Origin of the sequence: Leeia aquatica (assembly GCF_012641365.1) — a bacterium.
In the GTDB taxonomy this organism is placed as follows: Bacteria; Pseudomonadota; Gammaproteobacteria; order Burkholderiales; family Leeiaceae; genus Leeia; species Leeia aquatica.
In genome coordinates, this window is sequence record NZ_JABAIM010000003.1 from 103,150 (window position 1) to 121,537 (window position 18,388).

Below are 18,388 nucleotides of genomic sequence, written 5' to 3' on the forward strand. Positions count from 1 at the left end.
CAATACGTTTGTTTTTATTGGTGTGCTTGCTGGCGTACCAAGGCCGCCAGCGCTGCAATACTGCGAAAGTGTTCCCGGGTACTGCTATCTCCGGCTTCCAGCTCAATCTGGTACTTCTTCTTGAGGGCAATACCCAGTTCCAGCGCATCAATCGAGTCCAGCCCCAAACCCTCGCCAAACAGCGGGGCGTCCGTCACGATGTCCTCCGGGGTCATGTCCTCCAGGCTGAGGGCATCAATCAGCAGTTGTTTGATCTCGTGTTCAAGCGTATCCATACTCAGTCAGTCTCGATTGGAAAAGGGCATGCAATGCTTCGGAAAGCTTGCGTGCGCCGATGGAGGGATTGGCAACCTCACCGATCAGTTGCGATACATCGGTCTGTGCCAGGACACGAACCGTAAATACAAAAGGTTGCGTCGGCGCAAGCCACCAGGATGCGCCCTTGGTCAGCGTCGGTGGCGTACAGTGCAGCAACACCGGCACAACCCTGGCCGTAGCCCGCAAGGCCACATGCGCCGCGCCACGCTGGAACTTCATGGACTCACCAGGCACCGTTCTCGTCCCTTCCGGAAACAGGATCAGCGCATCACCTGCGCTAATGGCCTCGGCACACGCATCCAGCGCCTGCTCCGGCGATGTGTTCTGCACATACCCTGTCGCCCGCACGATCCCCCAGAAGAAGGGGTTTTTCCACAACGCCCCTTTTACCAGACAATTGGCCTCCGGCATCAACGCCAGCAATACGACCACATCCAGGTAGCTGGGATGATTGGCCAGCACCAGACTCTGCCGCAGCGTTGCCAGCTGCGCCACATCGTGCACCACCAACTGCATACAGCCGGTAACCCGCAATGTGCCGAGTAAACCCCGGAAGAAGAAGTTAACCATCTTGCGGGCATGCCGCTGCTTCTTCTGCACCGAGCCCGGCCATAACAGTCGATACAACACGCACAAGGTGGACACGCCAATGCCACCTATGGCAAAAAAGCTGAAGCACGCGATTTGAATACCGGTGCGCCACATACGGCTCAAAGTCCTCATGGAAGCAAGGTCCAAGTCCATGAGCCACGCTGGCCGGTCCACGTGGCGGCCCCTTTACCCTGCAGCGCCGTGAGGCACGCGTCAACTTGAGCAGCGGGCAGCGGACTATCCTCGCAAACACTGGCATCAAAGGTCAGCTGCAACCGAGCCCCATCTCCCCCGCCCAGCAGCACAGCCAGCCCGCAAGGCGTGGCAGGATCTGCCTTTTGCGCAGCAAACGGCTGAGGTGCGGGCTCTTCCGCAAACAGAAACAATATCGGCCTGGACGGGCTGCGCTCATTGCGAATGCAAGCCTCCAGCAACCCCCAGCCCAAGGTTTCCGCACCGGCCGATACCGCAGTGATGGCCGAAGTATCCTGTCGGGAAATCGACAGGATGCCTGGCAGCGCATTGAGCACTGACAAACTGAACTGCGTAGGCGATGCCGCCTCGCCTTTCAGCAATCCCTGCACCACCTCTACCGTCCGTTTGAGTTCGCCGTGACGTGAGGCATAAACCAATTCAACAGACGACAAGCCCCCCCAGCACTGAGCGGCGGCCCATGACGCGCCCCTCGCCAAAGGCGACAATCTGCGGCGCAACATGGGCTCTATCTCCGCCCCGGCCAATTTGGCATCCATCGCTGGATCTGGCCAACTTGCCCAGCCCAGCAGGGGTGCTTGCCATCTCAACACCGTGCAGCCCCGCTTACAGCTTGTTCAGTTCCCGCTGAATAGCCATGCGCAGGTTATTGACCCAGCTGTTGTAGTTCGGATGAATCACGCGAATACCGTCGGGAGACTTGTCGTTCGGAGCCATCTGCCGATAAACATCCAGATTGGACACCTCATAGTTCAAGTTAATGCTGCTGCTGTACAGGATGGAGTATTTGGTTGCATCGTAGGGGATATTCACGACAGCTGTGTGCTTGTTACGCACCAGCACAGTTGCCACCAGCCCTTTGCCGTTCGGGTTGGAATGCACTTCCCAAGTCAGCCCGTTTCCTGCTGCGATGATCGCCTCACGCACTTGCTCAGCCTTGACCGGCTTGCCGGACGCGGTCGCCACAGGGATGTCAATCCAGTCAATCACCGGGGCCGATTGGCGAGCCTGCGCGGCAGACATCACGCCCAAGGTCAACAGTAAACCGGCAAAAATTGCTTTCATGTCGTACACACTCCTGAAGTTAAGCCAAAGAAATATATAAACCCACAACTATAACATGGATTTATGACTCTTTTCCAACTCGTTCATGACAAGCAATTTTTTTTCTAACGCATGTCATGCCAGCCATGACCGTAGACTGTTAAGCCCCTCTCACGCCCCCGGCGTAAACCTTCACACCGTGTCACGGTGGCAGCCCTTATACTCAGCGCATTCTGGTTCACTGCGTCTGCTCCGGGTTGGCCTCATGTGGTTTTATCGTTTGTTGTGCGGTTTGTCGTGCTGCCTGTTGCTGGCGTGCCAGCCGGAGCAGGCCGCTCCGCAGTGGGGGCATGATGCTTATATCTGGCAGCGTGCCTGGCGTCCGGCACTGCTGCAGTCGGTGCAAGAGGGCGGGGCGTTGTTCCAGCAGTGGCGGGTGCTAGGTTTGGAGGGCGACGCACGGTCCGGCAGCTGGTACCGGGTCAAGGTGGAGGCTGCCGCCTTGCAACACTCGGCGCACCCGGTGTGGCTGGTAGTGCGGATGAACGGGGCGCTCGGCCAATACAATGCGGCGGACACCCTGCGCACCATCATGGACACCCTGGCGCAGTGGCAAAGTCTGGGTATTCCGCTGGCCGGGCTGGAAATCGACCATGACTGTGGTGAGAACAGCCTGCCCGGCTATGCCCACTTTCTGCAGACCCTGCGGCAACAGCTCAAAGGCAAGTTACCGCTGTCGATCACCATGCTGCCTGCTTGGCTGGATAGCCCGCAGCTGGGCCACATCATCGCGGCCAGTGATCAGCGCGTACTGCAGGTGCATGCCGTGCAAAACCCGCGCAAGGGCTTGTTTCACTCGCAACAGGCCGAAGACTGGATTCGCCGCCTGTCCCGCTCGACAGATCAACCGTTTCGGGTTGCCTTGCCCAGTTATGGCTCGATGGTCAGTTTTGATGACTGGGGCAATCTGGTCGGTATTGAGAGTGAAGCCCGCACCGGCGTGACCGGCGCACAACGCCAGGAGCTGATTGTACCGCCCGCCCAGGTTGCCGCCTTGCTGCAGCGCTTGCGACAGGACCCGCCCAAAGGCCTGAGCGGCTTCGTCTGGTTTCGCCTGCCCACGCGCGAGGACCAGCGTGCCTGGCAGCTGGCTACCCTGCAAGCGGTGATCCACAACCAGCCTTTGCTGCCCCGGATACGGGTCGGGCTGACGGCCCGTGACAGCGCGGGACTGCACGACCTGACTTTAATCAACGATGGCAATGTGGATGCGCCCCTGCCTGCCATGCTGGAAGCCCCCTCCACCTGCGGCACGGGTGATGGCATCGGCCCCTACCGCGCGCAAGAGGGTGTCAACGGCCTGCTGTTGCAACGTCAGCAAGCCGGTCTGTTACGCCCCAGCCAGCGGCTCAATATTGGCTGGTTACGCTGCAGCGCCCCACCTTCCTCCCTCATCATTCACGACTGAGCCCACCCATGCGCCTTCGTCTCCCGCTGTCCCCACGCCTGTTGCTGGCCAGCTCCGTCCTGCTTGGACTGGTGGTCTATGCCTGCGGTCCGGAATTCAACCTGCTGCTGAGCGACCGGCGTTTCACCCTGCAAGCCCCCCCGAGCAGCGGTTTTCGCCACGATGCGCAGCGGCTGGTGCCCAAGCCCGCGTTGAAATTACCCGTAGGGCGTGATCTGGAAAAAGAGTGGGAGCAAGGGTTGTATGATCTGCCTCCCTTGCCGGATCGGGAATCCATCGACAAGCAAACCTTGAGCGCCAGTCAGTTCAAACAGGTACAAGCCATGCGCGCCGAGCGCAACGGTGAGCGCGCCTACGCACTGGGTCAAGGCCTGCCGGAAGCCATACGGCTCTACACCGCGGCCGCCGTCGACTATCGCGAACATGGCTTTGATACCGCTCTCCAGCGCTTTACTGCCATCTCGCAGTTACCTGAGGCAGAACAGCGCAGTCGCGGCGTCTGGGCGAACTATATGCTGGGCAAACTCTACAGCCTGAATGGAGATGCCCCCCAGGCGCACGCGGCATTTGCGCGCAGCCGGGAACGTGCCGCCCAAGGCTGGCCGGACCCGCTGTTTCTGGCGGTGGCCAGCTATGGTGAAGAGGCACGCCTGCTGCTGGACCAGGGCAAGCTGGAAGCCGCCCTCACCCTGTATGCCACCCAGGCCAGCTATGGGGATGCCAGCGGGCGCAGCTCCCTCAAGCAATTGGCCCGCACCCTGCTGCAACAACCGCAAGACACCCGCCTCATCCTGCACAATCCACTGGTTCAACGTCTGCTGGCCGCCTATGTGCTGGATCATGCCGGCAACCGGCTGCAGTGGGAAACCACCTTTGGCGATAAGCCCGATCTGAGCGACTTGCGGACCCAGGACTCCCCACTGCGTCAGCTCACCCTGCTAGTCCAGTCTGCCGGGCTGGCAGACTTTCCCGAATCGGGCCGTCTGGCCGCAGCCGCCTACGGCGGGGGAGACTATGCCCTGGCCCAAACCTGGGCGGAACGTGGCAAAGGCGCGTGGAACCACTGGGTGCTGGCCAAGCTGGCCCTGCGTGAAAGCAATCAGCGCCGTGCAGCCCAACACTATGCAGCTGCCTTGCGTCTGCTCACCTCTGCCGACAGTGACCGCACCCGCCTGCAACTGCAAGGCGAGGCCGCGCTGCTGCACCTCTCGCGGGATGAAACGCTTAAAGCCTTCCAGCTGCTCTACCAGCAAGCCGACCAGCACTGGATGGATGCGGCGTATCTGGCCGAGCGGGTCTTGACGGTGGAGGAGCTGAAAGCGTTTGTGGACCGCAAGGTGCCGCAACCACCCTCACCCGCGTACCGCATGGTGGATGGCCAGAAGCAGCCCGAGTACAACCCGGCCATGCGCTGGCCAGCCACCCAGCCCGCCGCCCAGCTGCGGGACTTGCTGGCACGCCGGCTGGTGCGGCATGGCCGTTACACCGAGGCCCTGCCCTACTTCCACGCGGCGGACAATGCCTGGTTTGCGGACCCGCAGGTCAGGGAGCATGTCGACGCCTATGCGTCAGCACTGGCAGACAGTCGTAGCGCCTGGACCCGCGCCGGGCGCGCCGAAGCGCTATACCGGGCGGCTCGGCTGGCGCGTGACCACGGCATGGAGATGATGGGCTATGAAATGGCGCCAGATTACTTCTCCAATGGCGGCCAGTACGAGGGTCCCGAAGTACCGCTGGAGGCGAATGATGCCTTTGTAGGACATAGCGAACGACGCGCCAACTGGCGTGAGAGCGCGCCACCGGAGCTGCGTTTCCACTATCGCCATACAGCCGCCCGGCTGGCCGAGCAGGCGGCAGATGCCGTCCCTTCTCACACACAAGCCTACGCCACCCTGCTGTGCAAGGCCGGAGCATGGGTGCAACGAAGCGATCCGGATCAATCCCGTACCTACTATTTGCGCTATCTCCAGCACGGCGCCTTGCTCGATGGCAAGGGGGGCATGCTGCTGGACAGCGAGAACATCCGCTTTGGTACCCACTGCCCTGAGCCGGACTTTGACGCGGCCGCACAGGCCGCACGCACCGAATACCTGCAATCTGCCGGACAGTGGGCAGCACAGAACCGGGTGTCACTGGTCGGGCTGGGCCTGCTGCTGATGCTGCTCACTGGCCCCGGCTTGTGGCAACGCTGGCGCAAGCGTCGCCCGGGTTAGAGCGGATCGGCGCGGTCGTCGTGCCAGCGCAGCTTGTCGTGCAGCCGCACCACGTCACCAATGATGATCAGCGCCGGCGAGCGAATGCCGTGCGTCTCGATCAAGCTGGGCAGGTCCGCCAAGGTGCCGGTGCGTACCCGCTGCTGCCGGGTGGTGGCCTGCTCAACCACGGCGACCGGTGTTTCCGGCAAGCGGCCATGCTCGATCAACTGACGGCAGATGTCCGGCGCCTGTGCCACGCCCATATAGACCACTACCGTTTCGCTGGGGTGGCTTAGCCGCGCCCAGTCCAGCCGGGTTTCTCCCTCGCGGCGATGACCGGTGACAAAGGTACAGGCTTGTGCGTAGTCGCGGTGTGTCAGCGGGATACCGGCATAACAGGAGGCCCCGGCAGCCGAGGTGATGCCTGGCACCACTTCAAACGGGATGCCATGCTCGGCCAGGGTTTCGATCTCTTCGCCGCCTCGGCCAAAGATGAAGGGGTCGCCGCCCTTCAGGCGCAGCACCTTCTTGCCTTGCTGCGCCAGCTCCACCATCAGCAGATTGATGTCCTGTTGCGGCAGCGCGTGGTTGTTGCTGCGCTTGCCGACGTACACCCGGTCCGCATCGCGGCGCACCAGCTCGAGAATAGCCGGGGCCACCAGATTGTCGTACAGCACCACATCCGCCAGTTGCATCAGGCGCAAGGCGCGGAAGGTCAGCAGATCCGGATTGCCGGGCCCCCCGCCCACCAGATAGACACAGCCCTGCTGCAGCTGGGCGGCATCCGCCGCCTCCAGTTGCCGTGTCAGCGTCTCACGGGCCGCCTCCAGTTGACCGGCGAACACCTGCTCGGCCACCGTGCCTTCCAGCACGTCCTCCCAAAACAGGCGACGGCTGGCCGGGTCCGGCAGTTTCTGTTTGGCCTGGCTGCGGAAGGAGCCCGCCAGCTTGGCCAGCTCGCCATAGCCGTGGGGGATCAGCCCTTCCAGCCGGGTTCGCAGATGACGCGCCAGCACCGGCACCCCACCTGAAGTCGAGACGGCAATCACCAGCGGGGAGCGATCGACAATGGCGGGCATGATGAAACGGCACAGCTCGGGTTGGTCCACCACATTGACCGGGATACGTTGTGCTTCAGCCGCCTCGAATACCGCTCGGTTCACCGCTGGGTCATTGGTTGCTGCAATCACCAGCCGCACTTCCTGCAGGTGCTCCGGCAGGAAACAGGCCGGCTGATGGCGCATGCGCCCTGCCGCGACTTCGGCTCTCAGCGCGTCGCACAACTCTGGCGCAACAATCTCCACCTTCGCATGTGCATCCTGCAGCAAGCGTGCCTTGCGCGCTGCCACCTCGCCACCGCCCACCACCAGCACAGGCAGATCGCGCAGCTGAAAGAAAACCGGGAAATAGTCCATATTGAGTCCTGAGCAGCCCTTCAGGGGGCTGGATTGGGGGAATCCTGTTGAATCATGTCGATGGCAGCGAGCAGCTCGGCATCCAGCGTCAGCTGCTGGCTATCCAGCGCCGACTGCAGTTGCGGGCAGGTGGTCACGCCAATGATGGTGCTGGCGACGAAGGGTTGCTGGCGGACAAAGGCCAGTGCCATTTGCGCGGGGTCCAGCCCCCGCTCACGGGCCAAGGCCACATAGCGGGCAATCGCTTGCTGTGCCTGAGGTTTGCGATAGCGCCCCCCAAAGGCCGGGAAGGCCGACAAACGCCCGCTTGCAGCCGGATCGTCCAGATATTTGCCGCTGAGTGCGCCAAAGGCGAGCGGGCTGTAGGCCAGCAGCGGTACACGCTCACGGTCCGCCACTTCGGCCAGTGCCGACTCAAAGCTGCGGTTGACCAGGCTGTAGGCATTCTGAATGGAGACAATGCGGGGCAAATCGTATTGCTCGGCTAGCCGCACGAATTGCATCACCCCCCACGCGGTTTCGTTGGACACCCCGATGTAGCGCACCTTGCCACTCGCCACCAGCGCGGAAAGGGCTTCCAGCTGGGCATGCACCGAGGGCGTATCCGCCGGGTCACTTTGTGCTTGATAACGGGTGCCGCCAAACATCGGCACATAGCGCGCGGGCCAATGCAGCTGGTAGAGGTCGATGTAGTCGGTTTGCAGGCGGCGCAGGCTATTGTCGACGGCTTGCTGCAATTGCTGCCGGGTGTACTGGATGGTCTCATGCGGGCGTAACCAGTCCATACCCCGGGTGGGGCCTGCCGCCTTGGTGGCGATGATGAACCGGTCCCGCGCCTGCTGTACCAACCAGCTGCCCAAATACTGCTCGGTTCGACCAGCAGTCTCGGCACGCGCCGGTACCGGGTACATCTCGGCGGTATCAATGAAATTGATGCCGTGCTCCGCCGCCATCGACAATTGTGCATGGGCATCGGCTTCATGGTTCTGCTCGCCCCAGGTCATGCTGCCCAGACAGATTGCAGAAACCTTGAGCGGGCTGTCGCCCAGTGTGTGATACAGCATGTGGACTCCGGCAAAAGGCGCAGGGTACAACACCCCACACCTTCATTGTAACGGTATCCACACCCGCCCGGGCAAGCAGACGCAACAGGCTTGATCCGGCGCAACCCGGGCTCAGCCTCTCTACTAAAGCGCTGGCATCAATACAGCGAACAAGCGGGCTGCAAGCCATGCTCGCACAGCCGTTGCAGGTTATCGCGGGCCAAAGGGTAATTCTGCCGCGCAGCCTGATAGAACCAGTACAGGGCAGCCACCAGATCACGCTCCACCCCATCGCCCGCCAGATAGAAGGTCGCCAGATTATTCTGGGCGGCAGGCAGGCCGGACTCCGCGGCCAGCCGGTACCAGTTGAAGGCCGCCCCTGCGTCTCGTTGCACCTCTTCACCACTGTCCAGCAGCTGTGCCAGGTTATACTGCGCCTGTGGCAAACCCAGTACCGCAGCTTTCTGGTAGGCCTGCATCGCTGCAGGCACATCACGTGGCCCGGCCACCCCATTTTCCAGCATCACGCCCATGTTGTACCACGCGGCAGGCATGCCCTGCTGGGCGGCTTGCTGATAGCGATGCAGCGCTGCGGCCTCGTCCTTGCCGCCGCCCACCCCATTGAGCATCATCATCGCGAGGCTGAACTGGGCATCCGCACTGCCATGATCGGCCGCACGCAGAAACCACTGCCTCGCCAGTTGCTGATCGAGCGGCAGACCATAGCCCTGCTCATGCAAGCGCCCCATGGCATATTCCGCTTCTGCATCGCCCTGCTCTGCCGCCATGCTCACCCGACGCAGCACATCCGGTGGCAACGCCAGGGTACTCGACACAAACTCCACGGACTGGGCTGCAGGATCCGGCGGTGGCGCCATGCTCAGACTGGCAGCAACGGGCAAGGGGAGCAGCAAAGTGATATACAGGATCAACCGAGAGGGTTTCACAGCTCACCTCCTTTCGTGGCGAACCGGTCTTCCGGTTTTTATCCTAGTCCCGTCCCCGAGGAGGAAACCATGACTGGCCGATCAACGGTCAGTCATTTTGAACCTGTGCCTGCGGCAGCCGACGAAAGGTCGGATTTACCTTTTGCCTTCGCATAAAAAAACCTCCCCGAAGGGAGGTTTCAAGACTGCAGCCACGGGCTGCAGTGACCATAGGAGACCGAGCTAAAACGATCAGAATGCGTGACGCATGCCGACCATGAAGCGGTTACGGCTGTCTTTGTTGGAAACCTTGTCACGCATGGTTTCGATGTATGCCGAGGTACGCTTGCTCAGGTTGTACGCAGCACGCAGCGACAGGATGTTACGACGGTCGCTGTTGAAGCTGTACTTCTCACGAGCGATAAAGGCGCCCAGATCCACCTTGCCGATGGTGTAGTAGGCGTACACACCGAAGGCCTTGGTGGTCTTGTTGCCTGGTTCCTTTTTACGCTGATATTCAGCGTAGGCGCTGAAATCGCCAAACTTGGCACCGCCAGTCAGGTTGTAAGTACTGGTATTGCCAGTGCTGGTGGCTTTGCGTTCAAAGCCACCGCCGATATCCCAATCGGCAGCATCGTAATCCAAACGCAGACTGGTATAAGTGCTAGCCTTTGCGGTGGTCGTCTTGTTTTCATCAGTGGACCATTGCAGCGAACCGGTAAAGCCGCTCATGTTCGGTGTGTTATAGCGCACCATGTTCGTGGTGCTACCTGGGCGGCCGAACACACCAGAGCCCGTGGTTTTGCCGGTTGAAGCAATGGTGTTACCCACGGTGCCACCTGCACCCATCACCACAAACTGATCGTGTTTTCCATCGCCAAAGTTGTCGTAGCCACGACCCACTACAATCTGGCCAAAACTGCCCTTCAGACCCACATAAGCACGGTCGTTGCCGAAGGTACCATCACGCGTTTTACCGTTTTCGTCGAAGCCGCTACCATCCAGACCAAAACGCTGGCGCACGATCCAGACCGCAGAAAGGCCGTTGCCCAAGTCTTCGGTACCCGCAAAGGCCATTTCACCACGACCATCCACGCTGGCCTCGGATGCATCGCCGCCAATCGAAGCCGCCGAATTCCGCCACTGTACACCGGCACGTACATAACCAGAGATGGTGACATTACCGCTGTCGGCAAAGGCAGCCGGGGCCAGCATGGCAGCCATCAGGGCCACCGTCAGTTTCTTTTGCATGATCATTCCCTTGAGTATTGATTTAATTTGGTGTGCCCCGGCTACGTACCGGAGCACACCGCAGAGCAGGCGCATCCCATTCTCTGCTGCGGCGCAACGACGCTTGCGTCATCGGCCTCCGTTATACCGGTCCATTCCTACATGCGGGTTACCGTTGCATGAAACGCGCGATCCAGCCGAGGCTTGTTGCATAATTGCCCTCATGATCATGTGCAGGAGTCATCATGACCCTATACCGACTACCCGCGCTCTATATGCGAGGTGGCACCAGCAAGGGGCTGTTCTTCAATGAGGCCGATCTGCCTGACGACCCGGCTTTGCGCCACGCCCTTCTGATCCGGGCGGTGGGCAGCCCGGACCCTTACGGCGCACAGATGGATGGCATGGGTACCGGCATTTCCAGTACCAGCAAGGTGGTCATCCTGCGGCGCAGTACCCAGCCGGATTGCGATGTAGACTACTGGTTTGGTCATGTCGATATTCAGCGCGGCACGCTGGATGAATCCGGCAATTGTGGCAACCTGAGTGCTGCGGTAGGCCCGGCGGCCTTGCTGATGGGGCTGCTGCCCGCGCAAGGCGAGCAAATAGACATCCGTATCTGGCAGCAGAACTTGGGCCAGCGCATTATCGCCACCGTCCCGCTGCAGCAGGGCTGGCCCGCCTGCGAGGGCGATTTCAAGCTGGATGGCCTGGCTTTTCCCGGGGCGGCCATCCAGCTGGCTTATCTGGACCCGGCAGGGCAGTCCGCCGGGCTGTTCCCGACGGGGCAGCCGCTAGACATCCTGCATTTACCCGATGGCAATACCCTGGAAGCCACCTTGCTGGATTGCAGCAACCCGTTGATTCTGGTGCGCGCAGTGGACCTGGGCCTGAACGGAACCGAGTTACCGGTAGAAATCAACGCGGATGCGGGCTTGTTGGCCCGACTGGAGACGATTCGCGCCAGCGGTGCCGTTGCCATGGGTCTGGCCCGGACCGTGGCTGAAGCCAGTCAACTACGGCCTGCCACCCCCAAGCTGGCGCTACTGAGTACCGCACAGGATTATGCCAGCACCACGGGCGAACCTGTCCAGCACGAGGAGCAGCATCTCACGGCCCGCATCCTGTCGATGGGCAAGCTGCACCATGCCTTTACCGGTACCGGCAGCCTGGCGCTGGCGGTAGCCACCTTGATCCCCGGCACCCTGGCCCATGCCCTGAGCCGCCCGGTTGACGGCGGTCTGGTGCGCTTCGGTCATCCATCGGGCTATAACGAGGTGGATGCGACGGTGGAGTCGGTGGCAGGCCAATGGCAGGTGCGGCAGGTGAACATGACACGCACGGCACGCTGCCTGATGCAGGGTGTGGTGTGGGTACCGCTGGAGGAGCATTAAACAGCATGGGGTGAGATGGCGTGCCCGACAGGGATCGAACCTGTAACCCCCAGCTTAGAAGGCTGGTGCTCTATCCAGTTGAGCTACGGGCACGTTGTGGCCGATCGACTCGCGGCAGGCCGGGAAGGCAGAATGAAACCTTGCTGCTGAAACAGGGTGGTGCCGACGACCGGAATCGAACTGGTGACCTTCGCATTACAAGTGCGCTGCTCTACCTACTGAGCTACGTCGGCATTCGCATCAGCCTGTTACCCGATGCGGTCGGCTAGTTTAAAAGAAGCAACAGCAAATTGGAAGCCTCAGCACGGGGATTCCACACCGAGGCCTCATCCCTGTACAGGGCGTGATGCTTATTTGACGACTTTCAGCCTGGGGCGCTCGGCCTTCTCCGGCTCAGGCTGCACCTCATCCCCCGGGCCTTCATCCGTAGGTGGTGGCTCAGGCTGGCCATCGTCGTTCACCTCAAACGCCATGCCGGTACCATCCTCGCGGGCAAACACCGCACGCACCCGGTTCACCGGCACATAAATCTGGCGGGAGGCCCCATTGAAGCGGGCGGAAAAGGTAATCACCTCATTCCCGATTTGCAAGCCTTGGGTGGCCGTCGGGCTGATGTTGAGGGTGATTTCACCATCCTTCACATACTCTACCGGAACGCGGGTCTGCGCGGAGACCGCGACCACCAGATACGGCGTCATACCGTTATCACAGCACCATTCATGAATGGCGCGGATAAAGTAAGGGGTGGTCGTGATCACACTCACTTGCGCATGGCCTTTTCGGAAGCGGTCAGCGAATCAATAAAGGCTTGGCGGCTGAACAGGCGCTCGGCGTACTTCAGCACCGGCGCGGCCGTCTTCGGCAGCTCAATGCCATAGTGTTCCAGGCGCCACAGCAGCGGGGCGACCGCCACGTCCAGCATGGAAAACTCCTCGCCCAGCATGTATTTCTGCTTGGTGAAGATCGGGGCCAGCTTGCTCAGGCCATCACGAATGGCGGCGCGTGCCTTGTCCACGCCCTTGCTGCCCTCTTCCAATGCCTCGACATGAACAAACAGCTCCCGTTCAAAGCCATGCAGGAAGAGGCGCGCGCGCGCGCGCATGATCGGGTCAGCCGGCATCAGTTGCGGATGCGGGAAGCGCTCATCAATGTACTCATTGATGATGTTGGACTCATGCAGGATGAGGTCCCGCTCGACCAGTACCGGCACCTGGTTGTAGGGATTCATCACCGCCAGATCTTCTGGCTTGTTGTGAATGTCCACATCCACAATCTGGAAATCCATGCCTTTTTCAAACAGCACAATGCGGCAACGGTGGCTGAACGGACAGGTGGTCCCGGAGTACAGGGTCATCATGATGCGGACGTCGCTCCATCAAACAAATCGTGAAAGCGGCATTTTAGCAAAGTGGACATGCCCATGACCAGAAAAAGATTACAAGCCCATGAAAACAAAGAGGAAAACAAGAAAAACCAGCCAACTAATAGCTGCGCCCAGCATAAAAAAACGGGGGCCAAGCCCCCGTTTCTACACATCAGACAAACCGGCGTGTGCTTAATGCACTTCTTTCCAGTAGTCCTGCTTCAGCAGATAGACAAACGGCAGCAGGATCAGGATCAGGAAGAACAGCACGCCGTAGCCCAGCTGCTCGCGGAACACCTGGTGCGGTTCACCCATCCAGACCAGATAGTTGACCAGATCGGTCACCTTACGGTCATACTCAAGGGTGTTGGCCTTGCCATCATTCAGCGAGGTCAGCAGGCCCGGCTTCACCAGCTCCAGCTTTTCCAGCACTTGGTGCGGTTTGTTTTCGTGATCTTTCTCCGTCTTGTAGACGGCCACTTGCTCGCCTTGCAGCTCCCACAGCACGTGCGGCATGCCCACCTTGTCGAACACTTTGTTGTTCCAGCCGGTCGGGCGGCTGCTGTCACGGTAGAAGCCGCGCAGGTAGGTGTACAGCCAGTCGGCACCGTTGTCCTTGGTGCGGGCAATCACGGAGAGGTCCGGCGGAACCGCGCCAAACCACTCCTTGGCTTCCTTGCCGTTCATGGCCACCGTCATCGGGTCGGTTACCTTGTCGGCCGCGAACAGCATATTGGCCTTGATCTGCTCTTCCGGAATGCCAATGTCGGCCAGACCATTGAAACGCATGGCCTGGGCGGAGTGACAAGACAAGCAGTAGTTGACAAACACCTGTGCGCCACGCTGCAGGGATTCCTGATTGCGCGGGTTGATCTCGACGTGGTCGAGCTGCACAGACGACTCATTAGCCAGAGCCAGCACCGGGGCGACACAGGCCAGCAACAGCAGTTGCTTGATCATGCGGGTCAATTTCATCACCGTATCCGTCCCTTGCTCACATGGTTACCCGGCTAGGCACCGGTTTCACTTTGTCGATGCTGGTAAACACCGGCATCAGAATGAAGAAGGCGAAGTAAACCACGCTCAGGATCCGGGCGATCAGTGTACCCATGTCAGTTGGCGGCTTGGTGCCCAGATAGCCCAGACCCAGGAAGGCCACCACAAACAGGGCCAGTGCGCTCTTGTACAGCACGCCACGGTAGCGGATCGACTTCACCGGGCTACGGTCCAGCCATGGCAGGAAGGCAAAGGCCAGCACGGAGGCGCCCATGGCGGCCACACCGGGGAACTGGGAACCCAGAATCGGCGGAACCGCGCGCAGGATGGCGTAGAACGGGGTGAAGTACCATACCGGCGCAATATGCGGTGGCGTCTTCAGCGGGTCTGCCGGGATGAAGTTGTTGTACTCCAGGAAGTAGCCACCCATTTCCGGCATGAAGAACACAATGGCGGTGAACACGATCAGGAATACCACCACACCATAAATATCCTTGATGGTGTAGTAAGGGTGGCTATAGATCGCATCCAGATACAGGCCGGTCTTCGGGTCTTTCGGCTGCTTCTTCACTTCAATGCCGTCCGGGTTGTTGGAACCCACTTCGTGCAGTGCCATCAAGTGAGCAGCCACCAGACCGATCAGCACCAGTGGCAGCGCAATCACGTGCAGCGCAAAGAAGCGATTCAGGGTCACACCGGACACCACATAGTCACCACGAATCCACACGGCCAGATCCGGCCCGATGTACGGCACCGAGCCGAACAGGTTAACGATCACCTGTGCACCCCAGAAGGACATCTGCCCCCAAGGCAGCAGATAACCAAAGAAGGCTTCGCCCATCAGAGCCAGGAAAATCATCACGCCGAAGATCCAGATCAGCTCGCGCGGCGCTTTGTAGGAGCCGTACAGCAGGCCACGGAACATGTGCAGGTAGACCACCACAAAGAACATGGAGGCACCCGTGGAGTGCATGTTACGGATCAGCCAGCCACCCGGCACATCACGCATGATGTATTCCACCGACCAGAATGCCTTCTGTGCATCCGGCACATAGTTCATGGTCAGGAAAATGCCGGTAACAATCTGCAGCACCAGCACCAAAGCCGCCAGTGAACCGAAGTAGTACCAGAAGTTGAAGTTCTTCGGAGCAGCATATTTGCCCCATTGCTCTTCCCACATGCGGGTGAGCGGGAAGCGCTCATTGACCCAGCCGAGCAGGCCGTTGCGGTCCTGTTGCACGCTGTTCGCCATGCTTACGCTCCTTTTCCGTCGTCACCCACCAGCAGGGTAGTACCGCTGAGCTTGTAGGGCGGAATTTCCAGGTTTTTCGGGGCAGGGGAACCGGCATACACGCGGCCCGCCAAATCAAAACGAGAGCCATGACAGGGGCAAAGGAAGCCGCCCTTCCAGTCCGCGCCCAGATCGGCTGGCGCAATTTCCTTGCGCAGGGTGGGCGAACAGCCCAAGTGCGTACAGACGCCCAACGCCACAAACAGCTCAGGCTTGACCGAACGGTTGGTGTTCTTGGCGTAATCCGGTTGCTGCGGATCTTCCGACTTTGGGTCTGCCAGCTTGCCATCCAGCGATGGCAACACGCTCAGCATGTCCGGGGTGCGGCTCAGAATCCACACCGGCTTGCCACGCCACTCTACCGTCAGCAATTGCCCCGGCTCCAGCTTGGATACATCTACTTCCACCGGTGCACCTGCTGCTTTTGCGCGCGCACTCGGGAACCAACTGGCCACAAAGGGTGTCGCAATACCAGCTACTGCCACGCCACCTGCTACGCCGGATGCGGCGAGCAGAAAGCGGCGCTTGCCACTGTCTACCGTTTGATCACTCATCGCTCGATTCCTGCCAGACCTAAACCTGCGCATTCTACCGCAATCCCGCCCTCAGCTTAAGCACCACGCTCAGGAAATTGCCGCAAAAACGCCCATTCGTCGCAGCAAGGCGACGTTTCTTGATCATTGTTAGCCAGTTTTCCAACAGACGCAAAAGAAAAAACCGCCCGAAGGCGGCTTTTTCAGACTTCAAACCGTTGCAGGCAACGATTAGAAGGAGTGCTTCATACCAACGAAGAAGCGGCTCGGCTTGGTGGTGCTAGTGCTGCTACGTTGCTTGTACGAAACAGCCTCAGCGAAGAACTTGCTGCGCTTGCTGAGGTTGTAGTTCATACCAACAGACCAAGTAGTCGCTTTTACATCAGAATTGAAGCCAACGTTACGCTCGCGGCCAGCTTGAATTTGGAAGTCCACCTTGCCAAAAGAAGCACCTGCGTACAGCGTAAATGCCTTTTGCTTCGGGGTTGCAGTGCTCTTCTTCCATTGCTGATATTCAGCGCCGATGGTCCAATCACCGAACTTCACACCACCAGTAATTTCCCAAGTGTTCACGTTGTAATACTTGGCAGCAGTATCATCATACGCGTGGTTTTGGCGGTCGTATGCGAAGCCCACACCCCAGTTGCTTGCGTCGTAATCCACGCGCAGGGAAGTACCTGTTTCAGCACGCTCAGTGGTGCTCTTATTTTCTTTGGTAGACCATTGCAGGGAGCCAGTGAAGCCACCCATTGCCGGCAAATCATAGCGAACCATGTTACCAGTGCCACTCTTACGGCCATGCAACACATCGCCGTACAGTTCCAGAGCGTCGTACTTGCCATCACCAAAGTTGTCTTCGCCACGACCCAGACGAACTTGACCAAAGGAACCCTTCAGGCCAACCCAAGTATTGTGGTTGCCAAAGGTGCCGTCACGCTTGGTATCGCCTTCGTCGTAATTGGAGCCATCCAGCGAGAAGCGTGAGCGGATTTGACCTACTGCGGTCAAACCATTGCCCAGATCTTCAGACATATTGAACTGGATTTGACCACGGCCATCAATCTGGGTTTGACGAGTCTTATCCCCTGCCACAACTTTGCTCTCACCCTTGATTTCAGACTGGCGAGCATAGTTTGCATCGGAATTCAGAATTTGCAGGCCACCACGCACATAGCCAGAAATGGTCACGTTGCCGCTATCAGCGAATGCCGGAGCAGCCAGGGCGCCCAGCACAGCAACTGCGATCAGCTTTTTCATTTAGATCACTCCATATGGTTAACAACAATATCAGTGCCTTCTGTCGGACACCAATTCTGTGAAACTACCAGCGCATTTAACCGCATCCACCGCCGACATGCCAAGTTGATTTTCACGTTTCGCCCGGTTTGGCACAGCAAGTGTTGCGGGGTCACAACAAGCATGCCCTTAACATAAGAAGACCCAACAAAACCGGCCGTCAAACCGCGCCAATGCTTGCCCGAAAGAAATCATCGCTGCTTTATCCCGCGCGTCACCTTCAGCACGGCAGGCGCTATTTCCGCAAGATGTGAAGGTTTCTTCCGTTGCGGCAACACAACACTTTTTGACTCCACATCCCGACTTGGCGGGGGAGTTCAGTGCCGCAGGGCATACCACACGATACCCAGCCACTCGTGCAGCATTTGCCCACTCTCACGCCATGAGCCGGCATGTGGCAGCCAGTCACGCACCCAAAAGGGCGCATCTTCATGAAACGCTACACCGGCTGGGTACACTTGCAGCCCTTGCTGTTGAAACTGCGGCAGCGCGCGGCGCAAGTGCCAGGCATCGCTCACCACGTACACGCGCCCCACGCCATGCTGGCGAAGCAACCGCGCACTGAAGGACGCGTTCTCGGCTGTCGTGTTTGATGCGCCTTCCAGCCATTGAACCCGCACGCCCAATTCATCCTGCAATACACGTTGCTGCAAAACCGCCTCGGCAATACCGCCATCAGGCGCACCGCCGCTGACCAGTATCGGCAAACCGGTCTTGCGATGCAGCCAGGCCGCGTAGCGCGCTCGCTGCAAGCTGGCTTTGGACAGGGTTCGACTTTCATGGAAGTCCGCCTGCGCCGCCTGACGCCCCCCTCCCAATACCACAATCGCCTGAGCGTCCGGATGAGGCTGCCAGGCCATGCCCCGCTCCAGCCCGGCCGCCAGACGGTTGGCACACCACGGAGTAGCGGTCAGATAGAGCAGAAACAGCCCAACCCAGAACCCCACCTTGGCAAGACGCGGAAAACGCTGCCGCCCCAGCCAGGCCAGCAGCAGCAGCCACAGCAGGCTGAAGGGCGGTAATACAAAGGCAACGATCAGGTTACGGATGAACCAGCTGGTATCCATGCCGT

18 protein-coding genes and 2 tRNA genes are annotated in these 18,388 nt (G+C 59.8%); 3 read left to right on the forward strand and 17 right to left on the reverse strand.

Going from position 1 to position 18,388, the window contains the following annotated elements:
* Positions 1-14: 14 nt before the first annotated feature.
* From HF682_RS13150 to HF682_RS13165, 4 genes are all read right to left on the reverse strand, one after another.
* Positions 15-275, reverse strand: coding sequence for a phosphopantetheine-binding protein (locus HF682_RS13150; RefSeq protein ID WP_168877780.1), 261 nt, complete (start codon positions 273-275; stop codon positions 15-17).
* Positions 262-1,083 carry a lysophospholipid acyltransferase family protein gene (locus tag HF682_RS13155; RefSeq protein WP_168877781.1) on the reverse strand — a complete coding sequence of 274 codons (822 nt, stop codon included), beginning with the start codon at positions 1,081-1,083 and terminating at the stop codon, positions 262-264. The genes HF682_RS13150 and HF682_RS13155 overlap by 14 nt, the downstream gene beginning before the upstream one ends.
* Complete coding sequence (locus HF682_RS13160; protein WP_168877782.1) at positions 1,038-1,661, reverse strand: beta-ketoacyl synthase chain length factor; 624 nt, start codon at positions 1,659-1,661, stop codon at positions 1,038-1,040. Before HF682_RS13160 ends, HF682_RS13155 begins: the two co-directional genes overlap by 46 nt.
* A gap of 67 nt (positions 1,662-1,728) precedes the next feature.
* A complete protein-coding gene (locus tag HF682_RS13165) occupies positions 1,729-2,187 on the reverse strand; it encodes a hypothetical protein (RefSeq protein WP_168877783.1) in 459 nt (152 codons plus the stop codon).
* 244 nt (positions 2,188-2,431) lie between these two features.
* Between HF682_RS13165 and HF682_RS13170 the strand changes: the two genes are divergently transcribed.
* Together HF682_RS13170 and HF682_RS13175 are read left to right on the forward strand one after the other, a co-directional pair.
* On the forward strand, positions 2,432-3,634 hold the full coding sequence (locus tag HF682_RS13170) for a DUF3142 domain-containing protein (RefSeq protein ID WP_168877784.1): 1,203 nt from the start codon (positions 2,432-2,434) through the stop codon (positions 3,632-3,634).
* Between the two features lie 8 nt (positions 3,635-3,642).
* Positions 3,643-5,847 (forward strand): hypothetical protein, encoded by a 2,205-nt coding sequence (locus tag HF682_RS13175; protein ID WP_168877785.1) that lies wholly within the window; start codon positions 3,643-3,645, stop codon positions 5,845-5,847.
* Here the strand turns inward: HF682_RS13175 and cysG are convergent.
* The 4 genes from cysG to HF682_RS13195 form a co-directional block, all read right to left on the reverse strand.
* Positions 5,844-7,244, reverse strand: coding sequence for a siroheme synthase CysG (gene cysG, locus HF682_RS13180; protein ID WP_168877786.1), 1,401 nt, complete (start codon positions 7,242-7,244; stop codon positions 5,844-5,846). The genes HF682_RS13175 and cysG overlap by 4 nt on opposite strands.
* Before the next feature lie 20 nt (positions 7,245-7,264).
* Positions 7,265-8,308, reverse strand: a complete 1,044-nt coding sequence (locus HF682_RS13185) for an NADP(H)-dependent aldo-keto reductase (RefSeq protein WP_168877787.1) — start codon at positions 8,306-8,308, stop codon at positions 7,265-7,267.
* Between the two features lie 137 nt (positions 8,309-8,445).
* On the reverse strand, positions 8,446-9,234 hold the full coding sequence (locus HF682_RS13190) for a tetratricopeptide repeat protein (RefSeq protein WP_168877788.1): 789 nt from the start codon (positions 9,232-9,234) through the stop codon (positions 8,446-8,448).
* 231 nt (positions 9,235-9,465) lie between these two features.
* Complete coding sequence (locus HF682_RS13195; RefSeq protein WP_168877789.1) at positions 9,466-10,464, reverse strand: porin; 999 nt, start codon at positions 10,462-10,464, stop codon at positions 9,466-9,468.
* A gap of 224 nt (positions 10,465-10,688) precedes the next feature.
* On the opposite strand from HF682_RS13195, the gene HF682_RS13200 reads away from it, so the two are divergent.
* Positions 10,689-11,837 (forward strand): 2-methylaconitate cis-trans isomerase PrpF family protein, encoded by a 1,149-nt coding sequence (locus tag HF682_RS13200; protein ID WP_205882084.1) that lies wholly within the window; start codon positions 10,689-10,691, stop codon positions 11,835-11,837.
* Positions 11,838-11,853: 16 nt separating this feature from the next.
* On the opposite strand, the gene HF682_RS13205 is transcribed toward HF682_RS13200, so the two are convergent.
* The 9 genes from HF682_RS13205 to HF682_RS13245 form a co-directional block, all read right to left on the reverse strand.
* Positions 11,854-11,930: transfer RNA gene (locus HF682_RS13205), tRNA-Arg, on the reverse strand.
* Positions 11,931-11,994: 64 nt separating this feature from the next.
* Positions 11,995-12,070 (reverse strand) — tRNA-Thr (locus HF682_RS13210).
* Positions 12,071-12,187: 117 nt separating this feature from the next.
* Positions 12,188-12,601 carry a ClpXP protease specificity-enhancing factor gene (locus HF682_RS13215; protein WP_168877790.1) on the reverse strand — a complete coding sequence of 138 codons (414 nt, stop codon included), beginning with the start codon at positions 12,599-12,601 and terminating at the stop codon, positions 12,188-12,190.
* A complete protein-coding gene (locus tag HF682_RS13220; protein WP_168877791.1) occupies positions 12,598-13,194 on the reverse strand; it encodes a glutathione S-transferase N-terminal domain-containing protein in 597 nt (198 codons plus the stop codon). The genes HF682_RS13215 and HF682_RS13220 overlap by 4 nt, the downstream gene beginning before the upstream one ends.
* 198 nt (positions 13,195-13,392) lie before the next feature.
* On the reverse strand, positions 13,393-14,175 hold the full coding sequence (locus HF682_RS13225) for a cytochrome c1 (protein ID WP_168877792.1): 783 nt from the start codon (positions 14,173-14,175) through the stop codon (positions 13,393-13,395).
* 19 nt (positions 14,176-14,194) lie between these two features.
* Positions 14,195-15,448 (reverse strand): cytochrome b, encoded by a 1,254-nt coding sequence (locus HF682_RS13230; RefSeq protein WP_168877793.1) that lies wholly within the window; start codon positions 15,446-15,448, stop codon positions 14,195-14,197.
* Positions 15,449-15,450: 2 nt separating this feature from the next.
* The gene (gene petA / locus HF682_RS13235) at positions 15,451-16,041 is read right to left on the reverse strand and encodes a ubiquinol-cytochrome c reductase iron-sulfur subunit (protein WP_168877794.1); all 591 of its coding nucleotides are present in this window, start codon (positions 16,039-16,041) and stop codon (positions 15,451-15,453) included.
* 210 nt (positions 16,042-16,251) lie between these two features.
* Positions 16,252-17,277, reverse strand: coding sequence for a porin (locus tag HF682_RS13240; protein ID WP_168877795.1), 1,026 nt, complete (start codon positions 17,275-17,277; stop codon positions 16,252-16,254).
* Positions 17,278-17,633: 356 nt separating this feature from the next.
* The gene (locus HF682_RS13245; RefSeq protein WP_168877796.1) at positions 17,634-18,383 is read right to left on the reverse strand and encodes a YdcF family protein; all 750 of its coding nucleotides are present in this window, start codon (positions 18,381-18,383) and stop codon (positions 17,634-17,636) included.
* Positions 18,384-18,388 lie beyond the last annotated feature (5 nt).

Bases quoted from the DNA above. Each gene is read 5' to 3' on its own strand.
- petA (WP_168877794.1), bottom strand. From the start codon at position 16,041: ATGAGTGATCAAACGGTAGACAGTGGCAAGCGCCGCTTTCTGCTCGCC.
- HF682_RS13175 (WP_168877785.1), top strand. From the start codon at position 3,643: ATGCGCCTTCGTCTCCCGCTGTCCCCACGCCTGTTGCTGGCCAGCTCC.
- HF682_RS13225 (WP_168877792.1), bottom strand. From the start codon at position 14,175: ATGAAATTGACCCGCATGATCAAGCAACTGCTGTTGCTGGCCTGTGTC.
- HF682_RS13240 (WP_168877795.1), bottom strand. From the start codon at position 17,277: ATGAAAAAGCTGATCGCAGTTGCTGTGCTGGGCGCCCTGGCTGCTCCG.
- HF682_RS13160 (WP_168877782.1), bottom strand. From the start codon at position 1,661: ATGGATGCCAAATTGGCCGGGGCGGAGATAGAGCCCATGTTGCGCCGC.
- HF682_RS13230 (WP_168877793.1), bottom strand. From the start codon at position 15,448: ATGGCGAACAGCGTGCAACAGGACCGCAACGGCCTGCTCGGCTGGGTC.
- HF682_RS13220 (WP_168877791.1), bottom strand. From the start codon at position 13,194: ATGATGACCCTGTACTCCGGGACCACCTGTCCGTTCAGCCACCGTTGC.
- HF682_RS13195 (WP_168877789.1), bottom strand. From the start codon at position 10,464: ATGCAAAAGAAACTGACGGTGGCCCTGATGGCTGCCATGCTGGCCCCG.
- HF682_RS13200 (WP_205882084.1), top strand. From the start codon at position 10,689: ATGACCCTATACCGACTACCCGCGCTCTATATGCGAGGTGGCACCAGC.
- HF682_RS13165 (WP_168877783.1), bottom strand. From the start codon at position 2,187: ATGAAAGCAATTTTTGCCGGTTTACTGTTGACCTTGGGCGTGATGTCT.
- cysG (WP_168877786.1), bottom strand. From the start codon at position 7,244: ATGGACTATTTCCCGGTTTTCTTTCAGCTGCGCGATCTGCCTGTGCTG.
- HF682_RS13150 (WP_168877780.1), bottom strand. From the start codon at position 275: ATGGATACGCTTGAACACGAGATCAAACAACTGCTGATTGATGCCCTC.
- HF682_RS13185 (WP_168877787.1), bottom strand. From the start codon at position 8,308: ATGCTGTATCACACACTGGGCGACAGCCCGCTCAAGGTTTCTGCAATC.
- HF682_RS13170 (WP_168877784.1), top strand. From the start codon at position 2,432: ATGTGGTTTTATCGTTTGTTGTGCGGTTTGTCGTGCTGCCTGTTGCTG.
- HF682_RS13245 (WP_168877796.1), bottom strand. From the start codon at position 18,383: ATGGATACCAGCTGGTTCATCCGTAACCTGATCGTTGCCTTTGTATTA.